Raw genomic sequence first — 16,436 nt, 5'->3', positions numbered from 1 at the left:
ATGATAACAACGGTTTGACCGGCGCAACACCCCCAGCGCACGCAGGGCGAAACCGCGCAACACGAGCGCGGAATCGCCCTTGCACCGCCGCGGTCAGCCCTTCTTGCTGCGCGCTTCTGTGGCCTTGGCGATCGCTTCGGCGGCCTCGGCCTGCACCTTCTGGGCAAAGCCCACCATCTGCGCGGCATAGGCCTCGGCCCAGTCGGCCATGCCCTGCCCGTCCTTGCCGCCCGCCATCTTCATCGCGGCGGCGCGCATCTCTTCGCCCTGGGCGCGCATCTTCTCGTATTGCGCCTCCCAGCCGGATTGCATCTTCTGCCACTGCTCGCGCACTTGCTCGTTGGCATTCTCCATATGCTCGCGGATCTGACGGTTGACCTCTTCCTGACGCTGCATCGCGCTGGCCTGCCACTGACGGGCATGGTCCATCGCGTTCTCGCTGTTCTTCGACATCTCGTCCTGCAGGGCGTTCATCCGCTCCTCGAAGGTCCGGGCATTCTCGGCCAGCATCGCAAACATATCCGACATCTTCATGGCAGCATCCTCCGGCAAGGCCCGTCGCGGCCCCGTGCCGCGCCGCAATGAAAAGGCCCCCGCACCAGAAGACTGGTCCGGGGGCCTCTCAATGTCAAATCCCGCGCGTGCTAATTGCTGGTCTGGACCGGACTGTCGGCGGGCAGGCCGCGCTGTCGCTCGATCTCGCGCCAGCGGGCGACGGCGGCGTTGTGCTCGGCCAAGGTCCGGCTGAAGGCGTGCCCGCCGGTCCCGTCGGCCACGAAGAACAGATATTCCGTCGTGTCGGGGTTCAGCGTCGCCCGGATCGCGGCGCGGCCCGGGTTGGCAATCGGCGTCGGCGGCAGCCCGTCGATCTGATAGGTGTTCCAGGGCGTGCGCGCATCCAGCTCCGACCGGCGGATGCCGCGATCCAGAATACCGCGCCCCTCGGTCACGCCGTAGATCACCGTGGGATCGGTCTGCAACCGCATCCCCTGCCGAAGCCGGTTCACGAAGACGCTGGCCACCTGAGGCCGCTCGGCCGCGACCGAGGTCTCCTTTTCCACGATCGAGGCCATGATCAGCGCCTCCTGCGGATTGGCATAGGGCAGGCCCTCGGCCCGGTTCTCCCATTCGGCGGCCAGGATCGCCTCCTGCCGCCGGGCCATCTCGGCCAGGATCGTGCCGCGATCACCCCCCTGCGACAGCAGATAGGTGTCAGGCGCCAGAGATCCTTCGGCGGGAACATCCGCCACTTCGCCGGTCAGGAAACTCGCGGCGCGCAGACCCTCGACCACCTGCCAGCTCGTGACCCCCTCGACCACGACCAGCGACAGGCGGATATCGCCGCGCTGTTCGGCCTCGGCGATCGCCTCGGGACGCTCGCCCGCAGCCGGGTTGAAACGCGCGACCTCTTCATAGGCACCGGTCTCGGGATTGGTCTCGCGCAACAGCATCACGGTCTCGCGCACACCCACGCGCAGCAAAATCTCGGTCCCGCAGGTCGAAGGCCCGCCAGCGGTGATCACACCGACGATCTCCTCCATGCTGGCGCGCGGTGGCACCAGAAAGCTGCCGAATTTCAGGTCCCCGGCCTTGCCCAGGTAATCCGCCCCCGCCCGGAACACATAAGCGTTCGAGATCGCCCCCTGCGCCGCCAGCCGCTCACTGACCGCGCCCAGACTGGCGCCCGGAGCGATCTCGACGCATTGCGCGACCTCGCTGACGCCCGGCCCGCTGAACTCGCGCTTGGCCCAGGCCACCGCCGCCGCCGCCGCCACCAGCACAACCAGCAGCAGCGTCAGCATGTTCGAGGCAAGGTTGCGCCAGATCATTCGGCCACGCGCCCCAGGATCAGGCTGGCATTCGTGCCGCCGAAGCCGAAGCTGTTGGAAAGGGCCACGTCAACCTTGCGGCGCACGGCGGCATTGGCGGCCAGGTCCAGCTTCGGCGTGACGGCCGGGTTTTCCAGGTTGATCGTCGGCGGACAGATCTGGTCGCGGATCGCCAGCACGCAAAAGATCGCCTCGACCGCGCCTGCGGCGCCCAGAAGATGCCCGATGCTCGACTTGGTGGACGACATCACCGCCCCCGAAGCCGCATCGCCCATCAGCCGCTCGACCGCGCCCAGTTCGATCGTGTCCGCCATGGTGCTGGTGCCATGCGCGTTGATATAGTCGATCCGGTCCGGCGTCAGGCCCGCGCTACGCAGCGCCGCCTCCATCGCGCGATAGCCGCCATCGCCATCCTCGGAGGGCGCGGTGATGTGATAGGCGTCGCCCGACAGGCCATAGCCCAACACCTCGGCATAGATCTTCGCGCCGCGCGCGCGGGCGTGTTCGTATTCCTCCAGCACGACGACGCCCGCACCCTCGCCCATCACGAACCCGTCGCGATCGGCGTCATACGGGCGGCTCGCGGCCTGCGGGTCATCGGCGCGCTTGGCGGACAGCGCCTTGCAGGCGTTGAAGCCCGCGATGCCGATCTCGCTGATCGGGCTTTCCGCGCCGCCCGCGATCATCACGTCGGCATCGCCATAGCGGATCATCCGCGACGCGTCCCCGATGGCATGGGCGCCTGTCGAACAGGCGGTGACGACCGCATGGTTCGGCCCCTTGAACCCGTAGCGGATCGAGACCTGACCCGAGATCAGGTTGATCAGCGCCCCCGGAATGAAGAAGGGCGACACGCGCTTCGGCCCACGCTCCTTGATCAGAACGGCGGTCTCGGCGATGGACGACAAGCCCCCGATCCCGGAACCGATCATCACGCCGGTCCGCAGCCGGCCCTCTTCGTCCTCGGGCATCCAGCCGGCATCCTCGACCGCCTGCTGCGCCGCCGCCATGCCATAGAGGATGAAATCATCGACCTTGCGCCGGTCCTTCGGCTCCATCCAGTCATCGGGATTGAAGGTGCCGTCCGTCCCGTCGCCCAGGGGGATCTCGCAGGCATATTTCGTCGCCACGTCCTTGGGGTCGAACCGCGTGATCGGCCCGGCGCCCGATTGGCAGGCCAGCAGGCGCTCCCAGCTTGCCTCGACCCCAGAGGCCAGAGGCGTGACCATCCCCAATCCCGTGACAACAACCCTGCGCATCCGCATGTCCTTCAACTGCTCGCAATTTCCGCCCTGATACACGCCGCCCCCGCGCCGCGCAACGCCGCAGGCCCGCGCGAAACGGCGCCTTCCCGCCGCCCCTTCTTCTTCACCGAAATATCCCGGGGGGTGCGGGGGGCTGGCCCCCCGCCGTCGCGGGACGCAATCCCCCGCCCGATGACCTCAGACCAGCCCTTCGGCCCGGAACCGCGCCATGATGTCGGCTTCGGGCCGCGGCCCGACATGGCCGATCACCTCGGATGCCGCGATGCAGCCCATCCGACCCGCCGCAGCCAGAGGACGCCCGCTGGCCAGCCCATAGATCAGACCCGCCGCGAACTGGTCGCCCGCCCCGGTCGCATCCACCGGCACCACGCGCTGGACCGGCACGTTCACGCGCTCGCCCTCGCGAATCAGGATCGCGTCGTCGCCCGAGCGCGTGCAGATCACAGTCCGGCAATCGGCCACGGCCAGCCGCAGCGCCTCGTCCAGATCCTCGACCTGATACAGCGACTGCCATTCATGGACATTGCCGATCACGTAATCCATCGGCCCCGCGACCAGCTTGCGGAAATCGTCGCGGTGGCGGTCCACGCAGAACGGGTCCGACAGCGCGATCCCGGCCTGACCGCCCGCCGCATGACAGCATTCGGCGGCCTTCATGAACGCGGCCTTGCCCTTGTCCTTGTCGAACAGATAGCCTTCGAGAAACAGCCAGCCCGCGCCGTCGAAGACCGCAGGGTCCACATCCTCGGGGCCAAGTTCGGCCGAGATGCCCAGATAGGTGTTCATCGACCGCTCGCCATCGGGCGTGACAAAGATGATCGTGCGCGAGCTGGGCAGATCCGACCCCGCGACAGGCGGGTTGACGAAGCGCGTTCCCGCCGCCTCGGTCTGGCTGGCGTAAAGCCGCCCGATCTCGTCATCCGCGACCAGCCCGATAAAGGCGGTCCGCAGACCGAGGCCCCCGATCCCGGCCAGCGTGTTCGCCACGCTGCCGCCCGCCACCATCCGCGCATCCGCGCGCCGGGCGGACCGGTCATCGGCCTGCGCCGCCATCAGGAATTCCGACCGCTCGCGCTCGACCAGCTGCATGATGCCCTTGGTGATGCCCAGATCCGCCAGCCGCGCCTCTTCGGTGGGGGCGATGATGTCCATCACGGCATTGCCGATCCCGATCACATAGGGGGTCTTGTCAGAGGGGCGGGTCATTAGGTCTTTTCCTCATAGGGGCAGAGATCGGCGATCGGGCAGATGCCGCAGCGCGGCCTGCGCGCCTGGCAGACATAGCGGCCATGCAGGATCAGCCAGTGATGGGCATGGGTCTGGAAACGGGCGGGAACATGGTCCTCGATGGCGCGCTCGACCTCGTCCACGTCGCGGCCCGGTGCGATGCGGGTGCGGTTGCCGACGCGGAAGATATGCGTGTCCACCGCCTGCGCCGGATGGCCAAAGGCGCAGGACAGGACCACATTGGCGGTCTTGCGCCCGACGCCCGGCAGACTGGTCAGGGCGGCGCGGCTGTCGGGAACCTCGCCGCCATAATCCTCGACCAGGATGCGCGACAGCGCGATGACGTTCTTCGCCTTCTGGCGATAGAGACCGATCGTCTTGATGTGCTCGGTCACGCCCTCGACGCCCAAAGCCAGCATCTTCTCGGGCGTGTCGGCCACCGCGAACAGGCCCCGCGTGGCGCGGTTCACGCCCACATCGGTCGCCTGCGCGGACAGGGCCACCGCCACGACCAGCGTGAAGGGGTTCACGAATTCCAGTTCGGTCTCGGGCGCGGGGTTGGCCGCCTGCAGCCGCGAAAAGATCGCGACCTGGGCGGCAAAGGGCAGCGCCGGGGGGATGCGGGACAAACGGGCCATGACCACCCCCTTCTGGCCTCATGGGCGGCGCGATGCAAGCGCCCGCGCTCATCGCCTGTTTGTGACGTCATTCCAGCGCCTTCACCGAAACTTGCGCTTCCCTTCCGGCGGGAACTGCGACAGCGTGACGCGCGTTGCTGCCGTGGACCGGAATCGGACCGCCAGCACAGGATCTGACGGCCATGCCGATCCGGCACAGCCCATCACAAGGAGAGGGAGCCGCATGAAACTCCGCGCCACAACCATTCTCGCCGCCTCGGGGCTTCTGGTCCTGACCGCCTGCGCCGACCCGGCCATGAACGGCGGCGGCATGAGCCGCACCCAGCAGGGCGCGCTGGCCGGCGCCGCCGTCGGTGCGGTGCTTGCCGGCACCCGTGACGATGACGGCAGCGGCCGCAGCCGCGACGCGGCGCGCGGCGCCATCGTCGGGGCCGCCTTGGGCGCGGTCGCGGGCAACATGCTCGACCGCCAGGCCCAGGCGCTGCAACAATCGCTGACCAATCCGAACATCCGCGTCGTCAACCACGGCTCGTATCTGCAGGTCGTGATGCCCGACGGCATCCTGTTCTCGACCGGCTCGGCGGCCGTCTCGGGCCCCGCGCAGCAGGACCTCTATGCCGTCGCGCGCAACCTGAACCAGTATCCCAACAGCCGGGTCGAGGTCGTGGGCCATACCGACAGCACCGGCACGCAGGCGATCAACCGCGACCTGTCGCAGCGCCGCGCGCAATCGGTGGCGGGCATCCTGGCCGCCGCGGGCGTCGCCCAGAACCGCCTCAGCGCGGTGGGCGTGGCCGATACCCAGCCCGTCGCCTCGAACGCGACCGAGGCCGGGCGCGCGCAGAACCGCCGCGTCGAGATCCTGATCCGCCCGACCCAGTGATCGCGGATCACCTTGACGAAAAAGGGGGCCGGCCTGTCCGGCCCCTTTTGCATTCCGGCGCCCCCTCGCCTAATCTGGTCGGGCGCCCGCATCCCCCCGAAAAGCCGAACTTCATGCCCTTTGAGAAAATCGACGCCGCGAAACTGTCGCAAGAGGTGACACGCCAGATCGAGTGGCTGATCCTGCAAGGCGTGCTGCGCCCGGGCCAGCGCCTGCCGGGCGAACGCGATCTGGCCGCGCGGATGGGCGTCAGCCGCCCCTCGCTGCGCGAGGCGCTGGCGGCGATGCAGGCCGATGGGCTCTTGGTCTCGCGCCCCAATGCGGGCATCTTCGTGGCCGAGGTTCTGGGCAGCGCCTTTTCCCCCGCGCTGGTGCGGCTGATCGCCCGCCATCCCCGCGCTGCGGGCGACTTCCTGCGCTTTCGCAAGGATCTGGAGGGACTTGCCGCCGAACGCGCCGCGATCGAGGCCGGGCAGGCCGATCTGGACCTGCTGGACCGGATCGTCACCGACATGCGCCACGCCCATGCCATCGCCGATCCCGAGGCCGAGGCCGCGCTGGATGCCGATTTCCACATGGCCATCGTCGAGGCCAGCCACAACATCATCGCTCTGCACATGATGCGCGCCATGCAGGACCTGCTGCGGCAGGGGATGCTTTTCAACCGCCCCCGCATCTTTGCGCGCGGCGATCTGCGCGACCGCATGCTTGACCAGCACGAAGCGATCAACGCCGCGCTTCAGGCGCGCGACGGCCCGCTGGCCCGCCGCACGCTTGAAGCGCATCTGGATTGCGTGGCCGACGCACTGGAAGCACAGCGCAAGGCCGACGAGCAGGACGCCATCGCGCGGCTCAGGCTGCGCAACCGCCCCTCGGACGAGGGCTAGATCAGCCCCTGCAACACGCCCGAGGCAACCCGCGCCGTCGCGGGCCAGTCGGGCAGCAAGGCCGCCGCCCGCCGCGCGGCCAGCGCCGCGCCCTCGCGCCGCGCGTGGTCGGTCAGCATCAGCCGCAGCGCCCCGGCAAAGGCCGCAGCATCGTCGGGCGCGACCAGAAGCCCCGCATCATGCGGCACCGTATCCGGCACCGCGCCGGTCCGGCAGGACAGGATCGGCAGGCCGCGCAAGATCGCCTCGTCAAAGACCAGCCCGTGCCCCTCGTATCGGGTGGCCAGCGCGAAAAGGCTGGCCTCGGCGTAAAGCGCCTCGAGCCGGGCATCCGACACGGCGCCCGCCAGCGTGATCCGCGCGCCGACCGGGCTGGCGGCGATCTGGCGGGCCAGCGCATCGGCATGTCCGGCCTCCCACGGGGTTCCGGCGATCACGGCGCGCCAGTTCAGATCGCCCAGATCGCCCAAGGCCGCGATCAGGATGTCGTGGCCCTTGCGCGGATGCAGGATGCCCACCGACAGGATCAGCGGCGGATCGGTCGGCGCGGGCGCGACCCGCACCGGGTTGATCCCGGGCCGGGCAATGCTGATCTTTTCAGGCGGCACGTCGTAACGCTCGATCAGGATGCGGCTTGTATGGGGGCTGGGGACCAGCACATGCCGGGCAAGCGCCAGATTGGCGCGCTCGGTCGCCTCAAGATGCGCGGCCTGATCGGCGGGCAGCCCGCTTTCCAGCGCCAGCGGGTGATGGACCAAAGCCACGATGGGCGCGCTGACCCGCGCCAGCCCCTCGGTCGCCATCGCGCCATAGGCCAGACCGTCCACGATGACCGGGCAATCGCCGGGCAGTTCGGCCAGCGCGGCAAGGCTTTCCGCCATCGCCGCCTCATCGGGAAAGGGGAATTGCGGCGACAGAGGCACAAGCCGCATTGCATGGCCCAGCCCCTCCAGCACCTCGAACAGGCGGCGGTCGTAGAGATAGCCCCCCGTCACCGTGGTGATGTCGCCCGGCAGGGCAAAGGCGGCGCGGGTCAGGCTCATTGGATCACCTCTGTTCCGGGCGGGCGCGAGACGGGCGCAGGGCGGGGCGGACGGTTGGCGCCCGCCCCGTCACCGCGGCGTGGGCCAGACAGGCCCCCGTCCCGATCAGGGTCGAGATCAGGAAGATCAGCCCAAAGGCCGTGCTGGCCGCCAGCCCTGCCGCGTCGCTGGCCCCCGCCAGCGGAAACAGCGCCGCCGCCGCGCCTTCGCGCAGGCCCCAGCCGCTGACGGTCACCGGCACCAGCATGGTCAGCAGGATCAGCGGCACCAGAACCGCGATGGCGGCGGGCGGCAGGGTCGTGCCGGTCGCGCGGGCGGCGAAATCGAAGGCCAGCAGGTTCAGTGCCGCCGCGCCGAGGCTCAGCGCCAGTTGCGGCAGCATCACGCCCGCAGGCAGCAGCGCCCGGCTTGCCTGCGCCAGACGCGGCAGCAGCAGCACGACGCCCAGACCCGCGATCAGCAGGCCCAGAACCAGCCCCGCCGGGATCAGCACCTCGGCCGGGACCCGGATCTGGCCCGGCACGCGGGCCGCCCAGACCAGCCCCGCCACCAGCAGCGCCATCAGCGCGACCTGCCCCAGCACGCGTTCCACCAGAACCGCGCCGCCCGCCCGCGCGATGCCCACGCCCTCGGCGCTGCGCCAGGCGCGCGACAGATCGCCCAGGACGCCGCCGGGCAGCGTCTGGTTGACCAACTGCGCCAGGAAATATTCCGACAGCGCCCGGGCCGGCGCGATCACCACGCCAAGCGCACGCCCCACCAGCCGCCAGCGCCAGGCCGACAGCAGCGTCTGCGCCCAAAGCGCCGCCAGCCCCGCCAGCAGCCAGCCCGGATGCGCCTCGGCCAGCCGCGCCGCCGCGTCGGGCGCGTCGATCTGCCACCAGACCAGCCCCAGAATGGCCAGGCTGGCCAGCAGCCGCAGGACGGCCGAAAGGGTCATGAACGCGGCCTGCCGCCGAAGCTGCCAAGGATCATGTCGCGCAGCCGGTCCATCGGAAAGGCCTCTGCCTCTGGCGGCGGGATCAGGCCGGGGGTCAGGCCCCAATCGGCGGTCTCGGCCACCAGCGCCTCGGGGCCGATGACGTGCAGGGCGACATCGGGGCGTTCGTCCAGCGCGATGCGCGGGGCGGCCTGATGGTCGCCGATCACCAGCATCAGCGGCGGGTCCTCGGCATGGCGCAGGGCATAATCCATCACGACCTCCAGCGAATATGACACGGCCTGACGATACTGATCACGCACCCGGTCGCGGTCACGCCAGACGACCGAAGGTGGGTCGCCCTCTTGCGCCATATCGTTGAATACGCTTCCGTCGCCCACATTGTTCCAGTCAATCATCCGCGGCACCGGCACCCAGGGCGCATGGGACGAGATCAGCGCGATCTGCGCGAAAAGCCGCCGCTCGTCGCTGCCGTCACGCAGCATCCGGTCCAGCGCGGTCATGGTGAACTGGTCGGGCATCGTCACCCAGTTGAAGGGCAGGCCGTGATAGTTCAGATCTGCGGCTTCCAGCACGGTCTCGAAGCCCATGCGGCTGGATTCGGGCCAGGGCAGCGTGATCGCTGGCATCACGGCAGCGGTGCGGAACCCCGCCCGCGCGGCATGGTGGAACAGGCTCTGCCGCCCGCTGGCGATGGCGGCGCGATAGCGGGTCTGGTCCGCGACCCACAGCCCCTTGGACAGGGTGCCATGCGACAGCCAGCTTTGCCCACCCCGCGTCGGCGCCGCGACGAAACCCGACCGCATGGAGAGCCCGGCCTCGGCCAGCCGCGTCTGAGCCTGCTCAAGCAGCGGCAGATGCGTCTCGGCGTAGAGGGGCGTGTCGAAACTGGTGCGGCCATAGCTTTCGACGAAGATCAGCAGCACGTCGCGGTCGATCCGTTCCAGCAGGCCCGTCGCGCCCTGAAAGGGATCGCTTGCGGCCTTGGCAGCAAAGCGGGTCAGCTCGCGCTGCGTGTTGATGAACAGCGCGACCCGGCCTTGGGCGTAGAGCGCGCTTTCCGCCCGGACAGCGCCCGTCTGGAGCGGGACCAGCGCCGCAAGCGACAGCGCGGCCAGCGCGCCGCGCAGCCGCCAGCCCCCGCCGATCCGCGACCAGAGGCCCGCCGCCCACCACAGCAGCGCCGCAAGCCCCGCCAGCGCCAGCACAGACAGCACAGCCAGCGCCACGCTGGCCACAAGCCCGACCGAACCCGCCAGCAGCCGCAGACCCGCCTCGATCAGCGGCAGGTCGGCGCGCAGGTTGAAGCCCCGCGCCAGCGCCGAATGCATCGCGATATCGGCCAGCTTGTGCGCGGCCAGCGCCAGCAGCAGCACGACGACCGGCAGGCGCAGCCAGCGCCCGGCCAGCGCCAGCAGCAAAAGCAGCAGGGGCCATTCCGGCGCCAGCGGGAACCATTGGCCCAAGGCCGGGCCGGGCCTCAGCGGCATGGCCAGCGGCAGCCACAGCAGCAGGGCCGCCAGCCCGACCCGGACCAGATGCGCGGCCCTCATGCCCGCACCCGCCACAAATGGGCCACATCGACCGCGAAGGACCAGACCAGCGCGGCGCTGGCCAGACGTGCAGTCCAGATCGCCAGATCGTCGCCCGCCAGAGGCGTCACCAGAAGGATCAGCGCCGCGATCTGCACCACGCAGATTACCCGCCTGCGCTGGCTGAAGGGCAGATCGCCCCGCAGCCATGGCGCGACCCAGCCCGCCGCGACAAAGACGTAACGCAGCGAGCCCAGCACCAGCACCTCGGCGCCGACGGCGGTGCCCGACAGGACATGCAGCGCCAGGACAAGCGCCAGCGCGGCATCGACCTCCAGATCGAAGCGCGCCCCGAAATCCGAGACAAGGCCCGCCCGCCGCGCCAGCCAGCCGTCGATCCCGTCCAGCGCCAGCCCGATGCCCGCCACGATGGCAACGGCCCAGCCCGCCGACTGACCGCCCGCCACCGCGCCCAGCAGCGCCGCGACAAGGGCCGCGCGCGACAGCGTGACCAGATTGCACGCGCCGACCCGGTCATGCGGATAGGTGCGCCGCATGACCTGCGCCATGCGCGCGAAACCCGCGCCATAGGCCAACACGGCGACCGCCAGCCCGCCCGGACCCACCGACAGGACCGGCAATGCGGCCAGCATCACGACCAGCCCCACGGCCCCCGCGCGCAGCAGGTCCGGGGCCCCAAGGGACGGACGGGCTTCGGGAAATCGGGCGGGTTCGGTCAGGGGCAGGTCGCGCATGGGGCATCGAACGCCGCCCGCCTGCCCGCGTCAAGCGCGCGCTTCGCCGGATCACGCTTTTGCGCTATGCTGGACGGACAGGAGGTCATCATGTCGCACCCTGACGCATCCGAACGCTACAGCCGCCCGGCCATCTGGCTGCATTGGTCGGTGGCGCTGCCGATCCTCGTGATGATCCCGGCGGGCATCCTGATGATCCAGGAGGGCATCCCGCGCGACACCCGCGACACGCTGTTCCTTCTGCACAAGAACCTGGGCACGGCTCTGATCCCGCTGATCGCGCTGCGCGTCTGGGTCAGGCTGCGGCACGAGGCCCCGCCCCTGCCCGCCTCGATGCCGCGCTGGCAGGTCCGGGCGGCGGGCCTCTCGCACGGGCTGCTTTATGCGCTGATGATCGTGATGCCGCTTTCGGGCGTGATCCGCGTCCGGGCGGGCGGCTTTCCCATCGAGATCCTGGGCCTGTCCGGCGCGGGGCGGATCGTGCCGCGTTCGGACGCGCTGGCGGAATGGGCCAGCCTTGTGCATTGGGCCTCGGGGGTGATGCTGCTGGCGGTGCTGGCCCTGCATCTGGGGGCGGCCGCCCATCACGGGCTGATCCTGCGCGACGGGGTCTGGCGGCGCATGGCGCCCTGGCGGCGCTAGGCGTCCAGACAGCCCAACACCTGAAGGAACGGCCCCTCCGGCCCCTCGGCCAGATGCGCGCGGATGCCGAAGACGCGAGCCAGCAGGTCGGGCGCCAGAACCTCGGCCGGGGGGCCGTCGGCGGCGATCCGGCCCTGATGCAGCACCACCAGCCGCGAGCAATGCCGCGCGGCCAGCCCCAGATCGTGCAAGGCCGCGACCACCCCGCGCCCCTGCCGCGCAAGCGAGGCAAAAAGCGCCATCACCCGGATCGCCGCCGCCGGATCAAGCCCCGCGATCGGCTCGTCCGCGATCAGCAGCGGCGTTTCCTGCGCCAGGGCGCGCGCGATCAGCACACGCGCCTGCTCGCCCCCCGACAGGGCCGTCGCGTCCCGGTCGCGCATGGCGGTCAGGCCAAGCGCGGCCATCGCGGCCTCGGTCGCGGCGCGGTCCTGAGGGGATGCGCCCTCGCCATGCGCGATCCGGCCAAGCGCCACCACCGCGCCCACGGGCATCGGCCAGGCGATCTCGCGCCCCTGCGGCAGGTAGGCGGCGCGCCGCGCCCGTGCCACCGGCCCAAGCTCTGCCAGCGAAGCCACGCCCCGCGCGGGCAACAGCCCCATCGCCGCACGCAGCAGCGTCGTCTTGCCCGCCCCGTTCGGGCCCAAGAGGCCCACGAACTCGCCCGGCCCCACCGACAGGTCGATCCCGTCCAGAACCGGGCAGAGGCCGCGAAAGACCGACAGGCCGGACAGCGTCATCAGGCTCATGGCATCTGCCTTCTCAGCCGCAAGATCAGGTGCAGGAAGAACGGCGCGCCGATCAGCGCGGTCAGGACACCCAGCTTCAGGTCGCGTTCGGGCAGGATCAGGCGCACCGCGATGTCGGCGGCCAGCACCATCGCCGCCCCGCCAAGCGCCGAGGCCGCCATCAGCCGTCCCGGATCGCCGCCCACCGCGCGGCGCAAGAGATGCGGCACGACCAGCCCGACAAAGCCGATCGCGCCCGCCACCGCCGTGGCCCCGCCCACCAGCGCAGCCGTGCCAAGCGCCAGCCTCAGCCGCAGGCGCGGCAGGCTGACGCCCATGCTGGCCGCCGCATCCTCGCCAAGCGACAAGGCCCTGAGGCCCCGACCCAGGGGCCACAGGATCAGCGCCCCCGCCGCCATCACCGGCAGCGCGATCTGCACATGCAGCATCGAGCGGTCGGCCAGCGAACCCATCATCCAGAAGACGATCTCGTTCGCCGCAAAAGGGTTGGGCGACAGGTTCAGCACCAGCGAGGTCAGCGCCCCGGCCAGCGCCGAGACCGCGATCCCCGCCAGGATCAGCGCCAGCGCGCCGCCGCGCGGCCCGGCCATCGCCAGAACCAGCGCGACCGACAGGCCCGCCCCCGCCAGCGCCGCGCCCGGCAGCGCCAAGGGCAGCGTCGCCGCCATCCCCGTCTGGATCGCCAGCACCGCCCCAAGCGAGGCCATGGACGATGTGCCGATCAGCCCCGGCTCGGCCAAGGGGTTTCGCAGAAAGCCCTGCATCGCCGCCCCCGCCAGCCCAAGCGCCGCGCCCACGGCCGCGCCCAGGATCGCACGCGGCAGGCGCAATTCCTGCATGACCAGAACCAGCAGCGGATCGCCGCGCCCGAAAAGCGCGGCCAGCGCGGCACCCGGCGGATGCCAGACCGCCCCGACCAGCAACGATGCCAGTGCCAGCGCCAGAACCAGCGCCGCAAGGGCCAGCGTCAGCCTCATGACGCGCCCCCCGCCAGCCGCGCGACCGCGCGCAGGACATGGGGCGTCCCGCAGACCCAGTCGCTGTCCGACACGGCCTCGGCGCCCGCCTCGGCCGTCAGGGCGCGCAGGGCGGGGTGGCTCAGGATCTCTTCGGCGCGCGAGCCGCCCGGATAGGGCTGGCTGGTCACGATCAGGTCGGGCCGGGCCATGACCAGCCGTTCCAGCGGCAGGACGCCCCCCTGCGCAAGGCCCAGTTCCGCCGCGACATTCGACAGGCCCGCCGCCGACAGGATCGCATCGGCCAGACTGCCCCGGCCCAAGGTGTAGCCGTTCGCCGCATATAGCGCCGCCCGCCGCCCCGAAGGCGGCACGGCTGCCAGCGCCGCCAGATCCGCGTCGAACCGGTCGATGATCGCCCCGGCCTCGGCCTCGCGGCCCAAAACCTCGCCCATCAGGCGCAGGTTGTCGCGGATACCCTCCATGTCGTTCTCGGGCGGAAAGACCGCGACCGGGATGCCCAGCCGGCGCAGCATGTCCAGCGTCACCGGCGCGCTGTAGACGCTGGCCAGAACCAGATCGGGCCGGTAGCGCAGGATATCCTCGGCTTGGCCGTGGTTCACGGGCAGCGCCCCGGCCTCGGCCACCATGGCCGAGACCAGCGGATCGCGCGCCATGTGACTGACCGAGACCAGCTGCCCCGGCGCCGCGACCAGCATCGCCAGCTGATCGGTGCAGAGGTTCATCGACAGGACCCGCAAAGGCGCGGCCTGCGGCGCGGGATCGGCCAAGGCCGGTCCCGTCATCGCCAGCAGGGCCAGCGCCAGGGCAGGTCCGCCCCTCACCAGCGAGCCTGCAAGCCGATATGCGCGCTGCGGCCCTGGCTCGCATAGCCCCAGACCTCGGAATAAGAGCGGTCGAACAGGTTCACGACCCGCGCCGTCGCCCGGACATTCGGGGTCAGGTCATAGCCCGCCGCAAGGTTCACGACGGTATAGGCGGGCAGTTCGCGCGTCTCGAAACTGCCCCAGAACTGCGTGTCCGACAGGCCCGAGACGTGGCGCAGATCGCCCGAGACCTGCCCGCGCCCGTCCAGCACCGACAGCGTCGCGCTTAGCCCGGCCTCGTGGCGGGGGCGGCGGACCTCGACGCTGCCATCGGGGTTCTTCGCGTCCAGATAGGTGTAGCTGGCGCCAAGGCTGAGCGTTTCGGTGGCGTCAAGCCGCGCGGCAATTTCGACCCCCTCGCGCGGGCTGCGGCCCGACTGGTTGCGATACGAGAAATCGCCCGATGGGGTGCGGAAGAACTCGATCTCGTCCTCGAGGCTTTCGCGGAACCATGTCAGCCCGACCAGCCCCTGCGGCAATTGCCATTCGACGCCCAGATCGACGCCGCGATTCTGCTCGGGTCGCAGGTCGGGATTGCCGATCGTGCCGAAACCGCCGAAAAGCTCGGTGAAGGAAGGGTTAACCAGACCCGTCCCCGCCGAGCCGCGCAGCCGCAGCGGCATGTCCGGCACCTGCCACGAGGCCGCGATGCTCCAGCTGGTGAAATCGCCAAAAGCGCGGTTGTCGTCATGGCGCAGCCCGGCCTGGACATCCAGCCCGTCAAGGGTGGCGCGGTATTCCAAGGCGACCGAGTTCATCTGACGCCGCTGGTCGGGCGCCATGGAGTTCGTGTCGCGCTGACGCTCGGCCAGAAGGTTCAGCAGGTGGCGCGCGTCCGATACGCGCCCGTCCAGCCCAACCGAGGCGCGGTATTTCAACGTCCGCGTCTCGCCGCGCCTTTGCGGGCCGTCATTCTCGCTGGTCCGGTCGCGGCTCTGCTGCCATTGCAGGCGCTGCGTCAGGCGGCCGTCGAAACCCTCGTGCTCGGCCCAGAGCGCGCCGCGCAGACCGTCGCGGCGGCCGAAAAGCGGCGCATCGACGATGTAGCTGTCGGCATCGGTCGCGGCCCAGTCGGGGTTCTCGGCGTCGTAATCATAGCGCAGCCGCTCGCGCCGCAGGATCGCGCCGACGCGCAGCGTCTCGGTCGCTGCGATATCGCCCGAGATCGTAGCCGTGCGCGTGTCCAGCCCGTCCTTGCCGCCGCCATCGCCCGACTGATCGAACCCCCGGTCGTTGCGCGCCGCAAGGCTCAGGGCCAGCCCGCCGCGATCACCGCGCTGCGTGACCCAGGCCGAACCGGCGGCACCGTTGCCGACCTCGACGCTGCCGCCATGACCGCGACCGGGTTCCGCCCGGCGGGTGATGATGTTGATGACTCCGCCCGAGGCGTTCGAGCCGTAGATCACCGATTGCGGCCCGCGCAGAACCTCGATCCTTTCGATGTCCTCCGTGCCAAGCCGCGAGAAGATATGAGAATCCGTCCCGCCCGACGCCTCGATCCCGTCGATGAGGACCAGCGTGTGATTGGCCTCGCCACCCCGGATGCGGACCTGCGACAGGCTGCCGCCGCTGGTGCTGACCGAAACGCCGGGCAGCGCGCGCAGGGCATCCTCGACGCTGGCAAGGCCGCGCGCCTCGATCTCGTCGCGGGTAATCACGCTATGGGCGCGGGCATAGCCGTCGGCGGGAACCGGCGTCAGGCCGCCCGACAGGACGATCTCGTCCAAGAGGAACGGCTGAGGCTCGGCCAGGACAGGCAAGGCGGGAAAGACGGCGCCAAGCGCCAGCAGGGACAGTGAACGACGCATCCGGTCGGACCTTTCGCGTGGCAGGCCGGGGCCTGCGGCAAACAGAAATGTCCTGCGGCGGGGCCGCAGAACGGTGACTGTCACCTCTGCGGATCGACCGCTTCCCTGGCGCGCCCCGCACCGGAAATGGGTGATCGCTGCGGCAGGTCTCCTGGCTGGCGGGTCAGGGCTCGGGTCCGCCTTCCCGGATCGCTCCAGTGGCGTGATGGACCATCGCTCGCCGCTTACAGTTGCGGGGGCAGCTGCGGATTTGCCCCTGACGGAGCGCACCGGCATTCCCTTTTCATCCGACCTTCGCCGGAACCGTAGCAGCGCCCATCTGCGACGGATGATCGCATCCTGTCAACGGGTTTCGCGGTCGCGGAATGATCCTCAGACCGTCTGCGCGGTCGTCG

At 70.2% G+C, this 16,436-nt stretch carries 16 protein-coding genes and 1 riboswitch; of the genes, 3 read left to right on the top strand and 13 right to left on the bottom strand.

The features are described 5' to 3' along the window. Positions 1–93: 93 nt before the first annotated feature. From ACTZWU_RS14210 to nth, 5 genes are all read right to left on the bottom strand, one after another. Positions 94–534 carry a hypothetical protein gene (locus ACTZWU_RS14210; RefSeq protein ID WP_444738018.1) on the bottom strand — a complete coding sequence of 147 codons (441 nt, stop codon included), beginning with the start codon at positions 532–534 and terminating at the stop codon, positions 94–96. A gap of 110 nt (positions 535–644) precedes the next feature. Next, positions 645–1,829: an endolytic transglycosylase MltG gene (mltG, locus tag ACTZWU_RS14205; RefSeq protein ID WP_444738017.1), complete on the bottom strand. Its 1,185-nt coding sequence runs from the start codon at positions 1,827–1,829 to the stop codon at positions 645–647. Further along, positions 1,826–3,088, bottom strand: a complete 1,263-nt coding sequence (fabF, locus tag ACTZWU_RS14200) for a beta-ketoacyl-ACP synthase II (RefSeq protein WP_444738016.1) — start codon at positions 3,086–3,088, stop codon at positions 1,826–1,828. Before fabF ends, mltG begins: the two co-directional genes overlap by 4 nt. 183 nt (positions 3,089–3,271) lie before the next feature. Beyond that, positions 3,272–4,300, bottom strand: a complete 1,029-nt coding sequence (locus ACTZWU_RS14195) for an adenosine kinase (protein WP_444738015.1) — start codon at positions 4,298–4,300, stop codon at positions 3,272–3,274. Continuing rightward, the gene (nth, locus tag ACTZWU_RS14190; protein WP_444738014.1) at positions 4,300–4,959 is read right to left on the bottom strand and encodes an endonuclease III; all 660 of its coding nucleotides are present in this window, start codon (positions 4,957–4,959) and stop codon (positions 4,300–4,302) included. Before nth ends, ACTZWU_RS14195 begins: the two co-directional genes overlap by 1 nt. A 223-nt stretch (positions 4,960–5,182) precedes the next feature. Between nth and ACTZWU_RS14185 the strand changes: the two genes are divergently transcribed. Beyond that, positions 5,183–5,842: an OmpA family protein gene (locus ACTZWU_RS14185; protein ID WP_444738013.1), complete on the top strand. Its 660-nt coding sequence runs from the start codon at positions 5,183–5,185 to the stop codon at positions 5,840–5,842. 113 nt (positions 5,843–5,955) lie between these two features. Then, positions 5,956–6,729 (top strand): FadR/GntR family transcriptional regulator, encoded by a 774-nt coding sequence (locus ACTZWU_RS14180; protein ID WP_444738012.1) that lies wholly within the window; start codon positions 5,956–5,958, stop codon positions 6,727–6,729. Here ACTZWU_RS14180 and ACTZWU_RS14175 read toward each other — a convergent pair. The 4 genes from ACTZWU_RS14175 to ACTZWU_RS14160 are packed head-to-tail and all read right to left on the bottom strand — an operon-like array spanning position 6,726 to position 10,999. Next, a complete protein-coding gene (locus tag ACTZWU_RS14175; RefSeq protein ID WP_444738011.1) occupies positions 6,726–7,772 on the bottom strand; it encodes a glycosyltransferase family 4 protein in 1,047 nt (348 codons plus the stop codon). The genes ACTZWU_RS14180 and ACTZWU_RS14175 overlap by 4 nt on opposite strands. Before the next feature lie 4 nt (positions 7,773–7,776). Continuing rightward, entirely contained in the window at positions 7,777–8,712 is a 936-nt protein-coding gene (locus tag ACTZWU_RS14170; protein WP_444738010.1) for a lysylphosphatidylglycerol synthase transmembrane domain-containing protein, read from the bottom strand. Then, positions 8,709–10,265, bottom strand: a complete 1,557-nt coding sequence (locus ACTZWU_RS14165) for a sulfatase-like hydrolase/transferase (protein WP_444738009.1) — start codon at positions 10,263–10,265, stop codon at positions 8,709–8,711. The genes ACTZWU_RS14170 and ACTZWU_RS14165 overlap by 4 nt, the downstream gene beginning before the upstream one ends. Beyond that, complete coding sequence (locus ACTZWU_RS14160) at positions 10,262–10,999, bottom strand: CDP-alcohol phosphatidyltransferase family protein (RefSeq protein WP_444738008.1); 738 nt, start codon at positions 10,997–10,999, stop codon at positions 10,262–10,264. The genes ACTZWU_RS14165 and ACTZWU_RS14160 overlap by 4 nt, the downstream gene beginning before the upstream one ends. Positions 11,000–11,089: 90 nt before the next feature. Between ACTZWU_RS14160 and ACTZWU_RS14155 the strand changes: the two genes are divergently transcribed. Continuing rightward, positions 11,090–11,641 carry a cytochrome b gene (locus tag ACTZWU_RS14155; RefSeq protein ID WP_444738007.1) on the top strand — a complete coding sequence of 184 codons (552 nt, stop codon included), beginning with the start codon at positions 11,090–11,092 and terminating at the stop codon, positions 11,639–11,641. Here ACTZWU_RS14155 and ACTZWU_RS14150 read toward each other — a convergent pair. The 4 genes from ACTZWU_RS14150 to ACTZWU_RS14135 are packed head-to-tail and all read right to left on the bottom strand — an operon-like array spanning position 11,638 to position 16,041. Next, positions 11,638–12,390: an ABC transporter ATP-binding protein gene (locus ACTZWU_RS14150; protein ID WP_444738006.1), complete on the bottom strand. Its 753-nt coding sequence runs from the start codon at positions 12,388–12,390 to the stop codon at positions 11,638–11,640. The two genes, ACTZWU_RS14155 and ACTZWU_RS14150, sit on opposite strands and share 4 nt — an antisense overlap. Further along, positions 12,387–13,367: a FecCD family ABC transporter permease gene (locus ACTZWU_RS14145; protein WP_444738005.1), complete on the bottom strand. Its 981-nt coding sequence runs from the start codon at positions 13,365–13,367 to the stop codon at positions 12,387–12,389. The genes ACTZWU_RS14150 and ACTZWU_RS14145 overlap by 4 nt, the downstream gene beginning before the upstream one ends. After that, complete coding sequence (locus ACTZWU_RS14140; RefSeq protein ID WP_444738004.1) at positions 13,364–14,191, bottom strand: ABC transporter substrate-binding protein; 828 nt, start codon at positions 14,189–14,191, stop codon at positions 13,364–13,366. The genes ACTZWU_RS14145 and ACTZWU_RS14140 overlap by 4 nt, the downstream gene beginning before the upstream one ends. After that, the gene (locus ACTZWU_RS14135; RefSeq protein WP_444738003.1) at positions 14,188–16,041 is read right to left on the bottom strand and encodes a TonB-dependent receptor plug domain-containing protein; all 1,854 of its coding nucleotides are present in this window, start codon (positions 16,039–16,041) and stop codon (positions 14,188–14,190) included. The genes ACTZWU_RS14140 and ACTZWU_RS14135 overlap by 4 nt, the downstream gene beginning before the upstream one ends. 124 nt (positions 16,042–16,165) lie before the next feature. After that, positions 16,166–16,364: riboswitch (cobalamin riboswitch) on the bottom strand. Positions 16,365–16,436 lie beyond the last annotated feature (72 nt).

Source organism: Paracoccus sp. NSM (assembly GCF_052379855.1).
Taxonomy (GTDB): Bacteria; Pseudomonadota; Alphaproteobacteria; order Rhodobacterales; family Rhodobacteraceae; genus Paracoccus.
Note: the sequence above shows the minus strand (reverse complement) of the source record. Positions and strands in the feature narration are given on the sequence as shown.

Bases quoted from the DNA above. Each gene is read 5' to 3' on its own strand.
- ACTZWU_RS14210 (WP_444738018.1), bottom strand. From the start codon at position 534: ATGAAGATGTCGGATATGTTTGCGATGCTGGCCGAGAATGCCCGGACC.
- mltG (WP_444738017.1), bottom strand. From the start codon at position 1,829: ATGATCTGGCGCAACCTTGCCTCGAACATGCTGACGCTGCTGCTGGTT.
- fabF (WP_444738016.1), bottom strand. From the start codon at position 3,088: ATGCGCAGGGTTGTTGTCACGGGATTGGGGATGGTCACGCCTCTGGCC.
- ACTZWU_RS14195 (WP_444738015.1), bottom strand. From the start codon at position 4,300: ATGACCCGCCCCTCTGACAAGACCCCCTATGTGATCGGGATCGGCAAT.
- nth (WP_444738014.1), bottom strand. From the start codon at position 4,959: ATGGCCCGTTTGTCCCGCATCCCCCCGGCGCTGCCCTTTGCCGCCCAG.
- ACTZWU_RS14185 (WP_444738013.1), top strand. From the start codon at position 5,183: ATGAAACTCCGCGCCACAACCATTCTCGCCGCCTCGGGGCTTCTGGTC.
- ACTZWU_RS14180 (WP_444738012.1), top strand. From the start codon at position 5,956: ATGCCCTTTGAGAAAATCGACGCCGCGAAACTGTCGCAAGAGGTGACA.
- ACTZWU_RS14175 (WP_444738011.1), bottom strand. From the start codon at position 7,772: ATGAGCCTGACCCGCGCCGCCTTTGCCCTGCCGGGCGACATCACCACG.
- ACTZWU_RS14170 (WP_444738010.1), bottom strand. From the start codon at position 8,712: ATGACCCTTTCGGCCGTCCTGCGGCTGCTGGCCAGCCTGGCCATTCTG.
- ACTZWU_RS14165 (WP_444738009.1), bottom strand. From the start codon at position 10,265: ATGAGGGCCGCGCATCTGGTCCGGGTCGGGCTGGCGGCCCTGCTGCTG.
- ACTZWU_RS14160 (WP_444738008.1), bottom strand. From the start codon at position 10,999: ATGCGCGACCTGCCCCTGACCGAACCCGCCCGATTTCCCGAAGCCCGT.
- ACTZWU_RS14155 (WP_444738007.1), top strand. From the start codon at position 11,090: ATGTCGCACCCTGACGCATCCGAACGCTACAGCCGCCCGGCCATCTGG.
- ACTZWU_RS14150 (WP_444738006.1), bottom strand. From the start codon at position 12,390: ATGAGCCTGATGACGCTGTCCGGCCTGTCGGTCTTTCGCGGCCTCTGC.
- ACTZWU_RS14145 (WP_444738005.1), bottom strand. From the start codon at position 13,367: ATGAGGCTGACGCTGGCCCTTGCGGCGCTGGTTCTGGCGCTGGCACTG.
- ACTZWU_RS14135 (WP_444738003.1), bottom strand. From the start codon at position 16,041: ATGCGTCGTTCACTGTCCCTGCTGGCGCTTGGCGCCGTCTTTCCCGCC.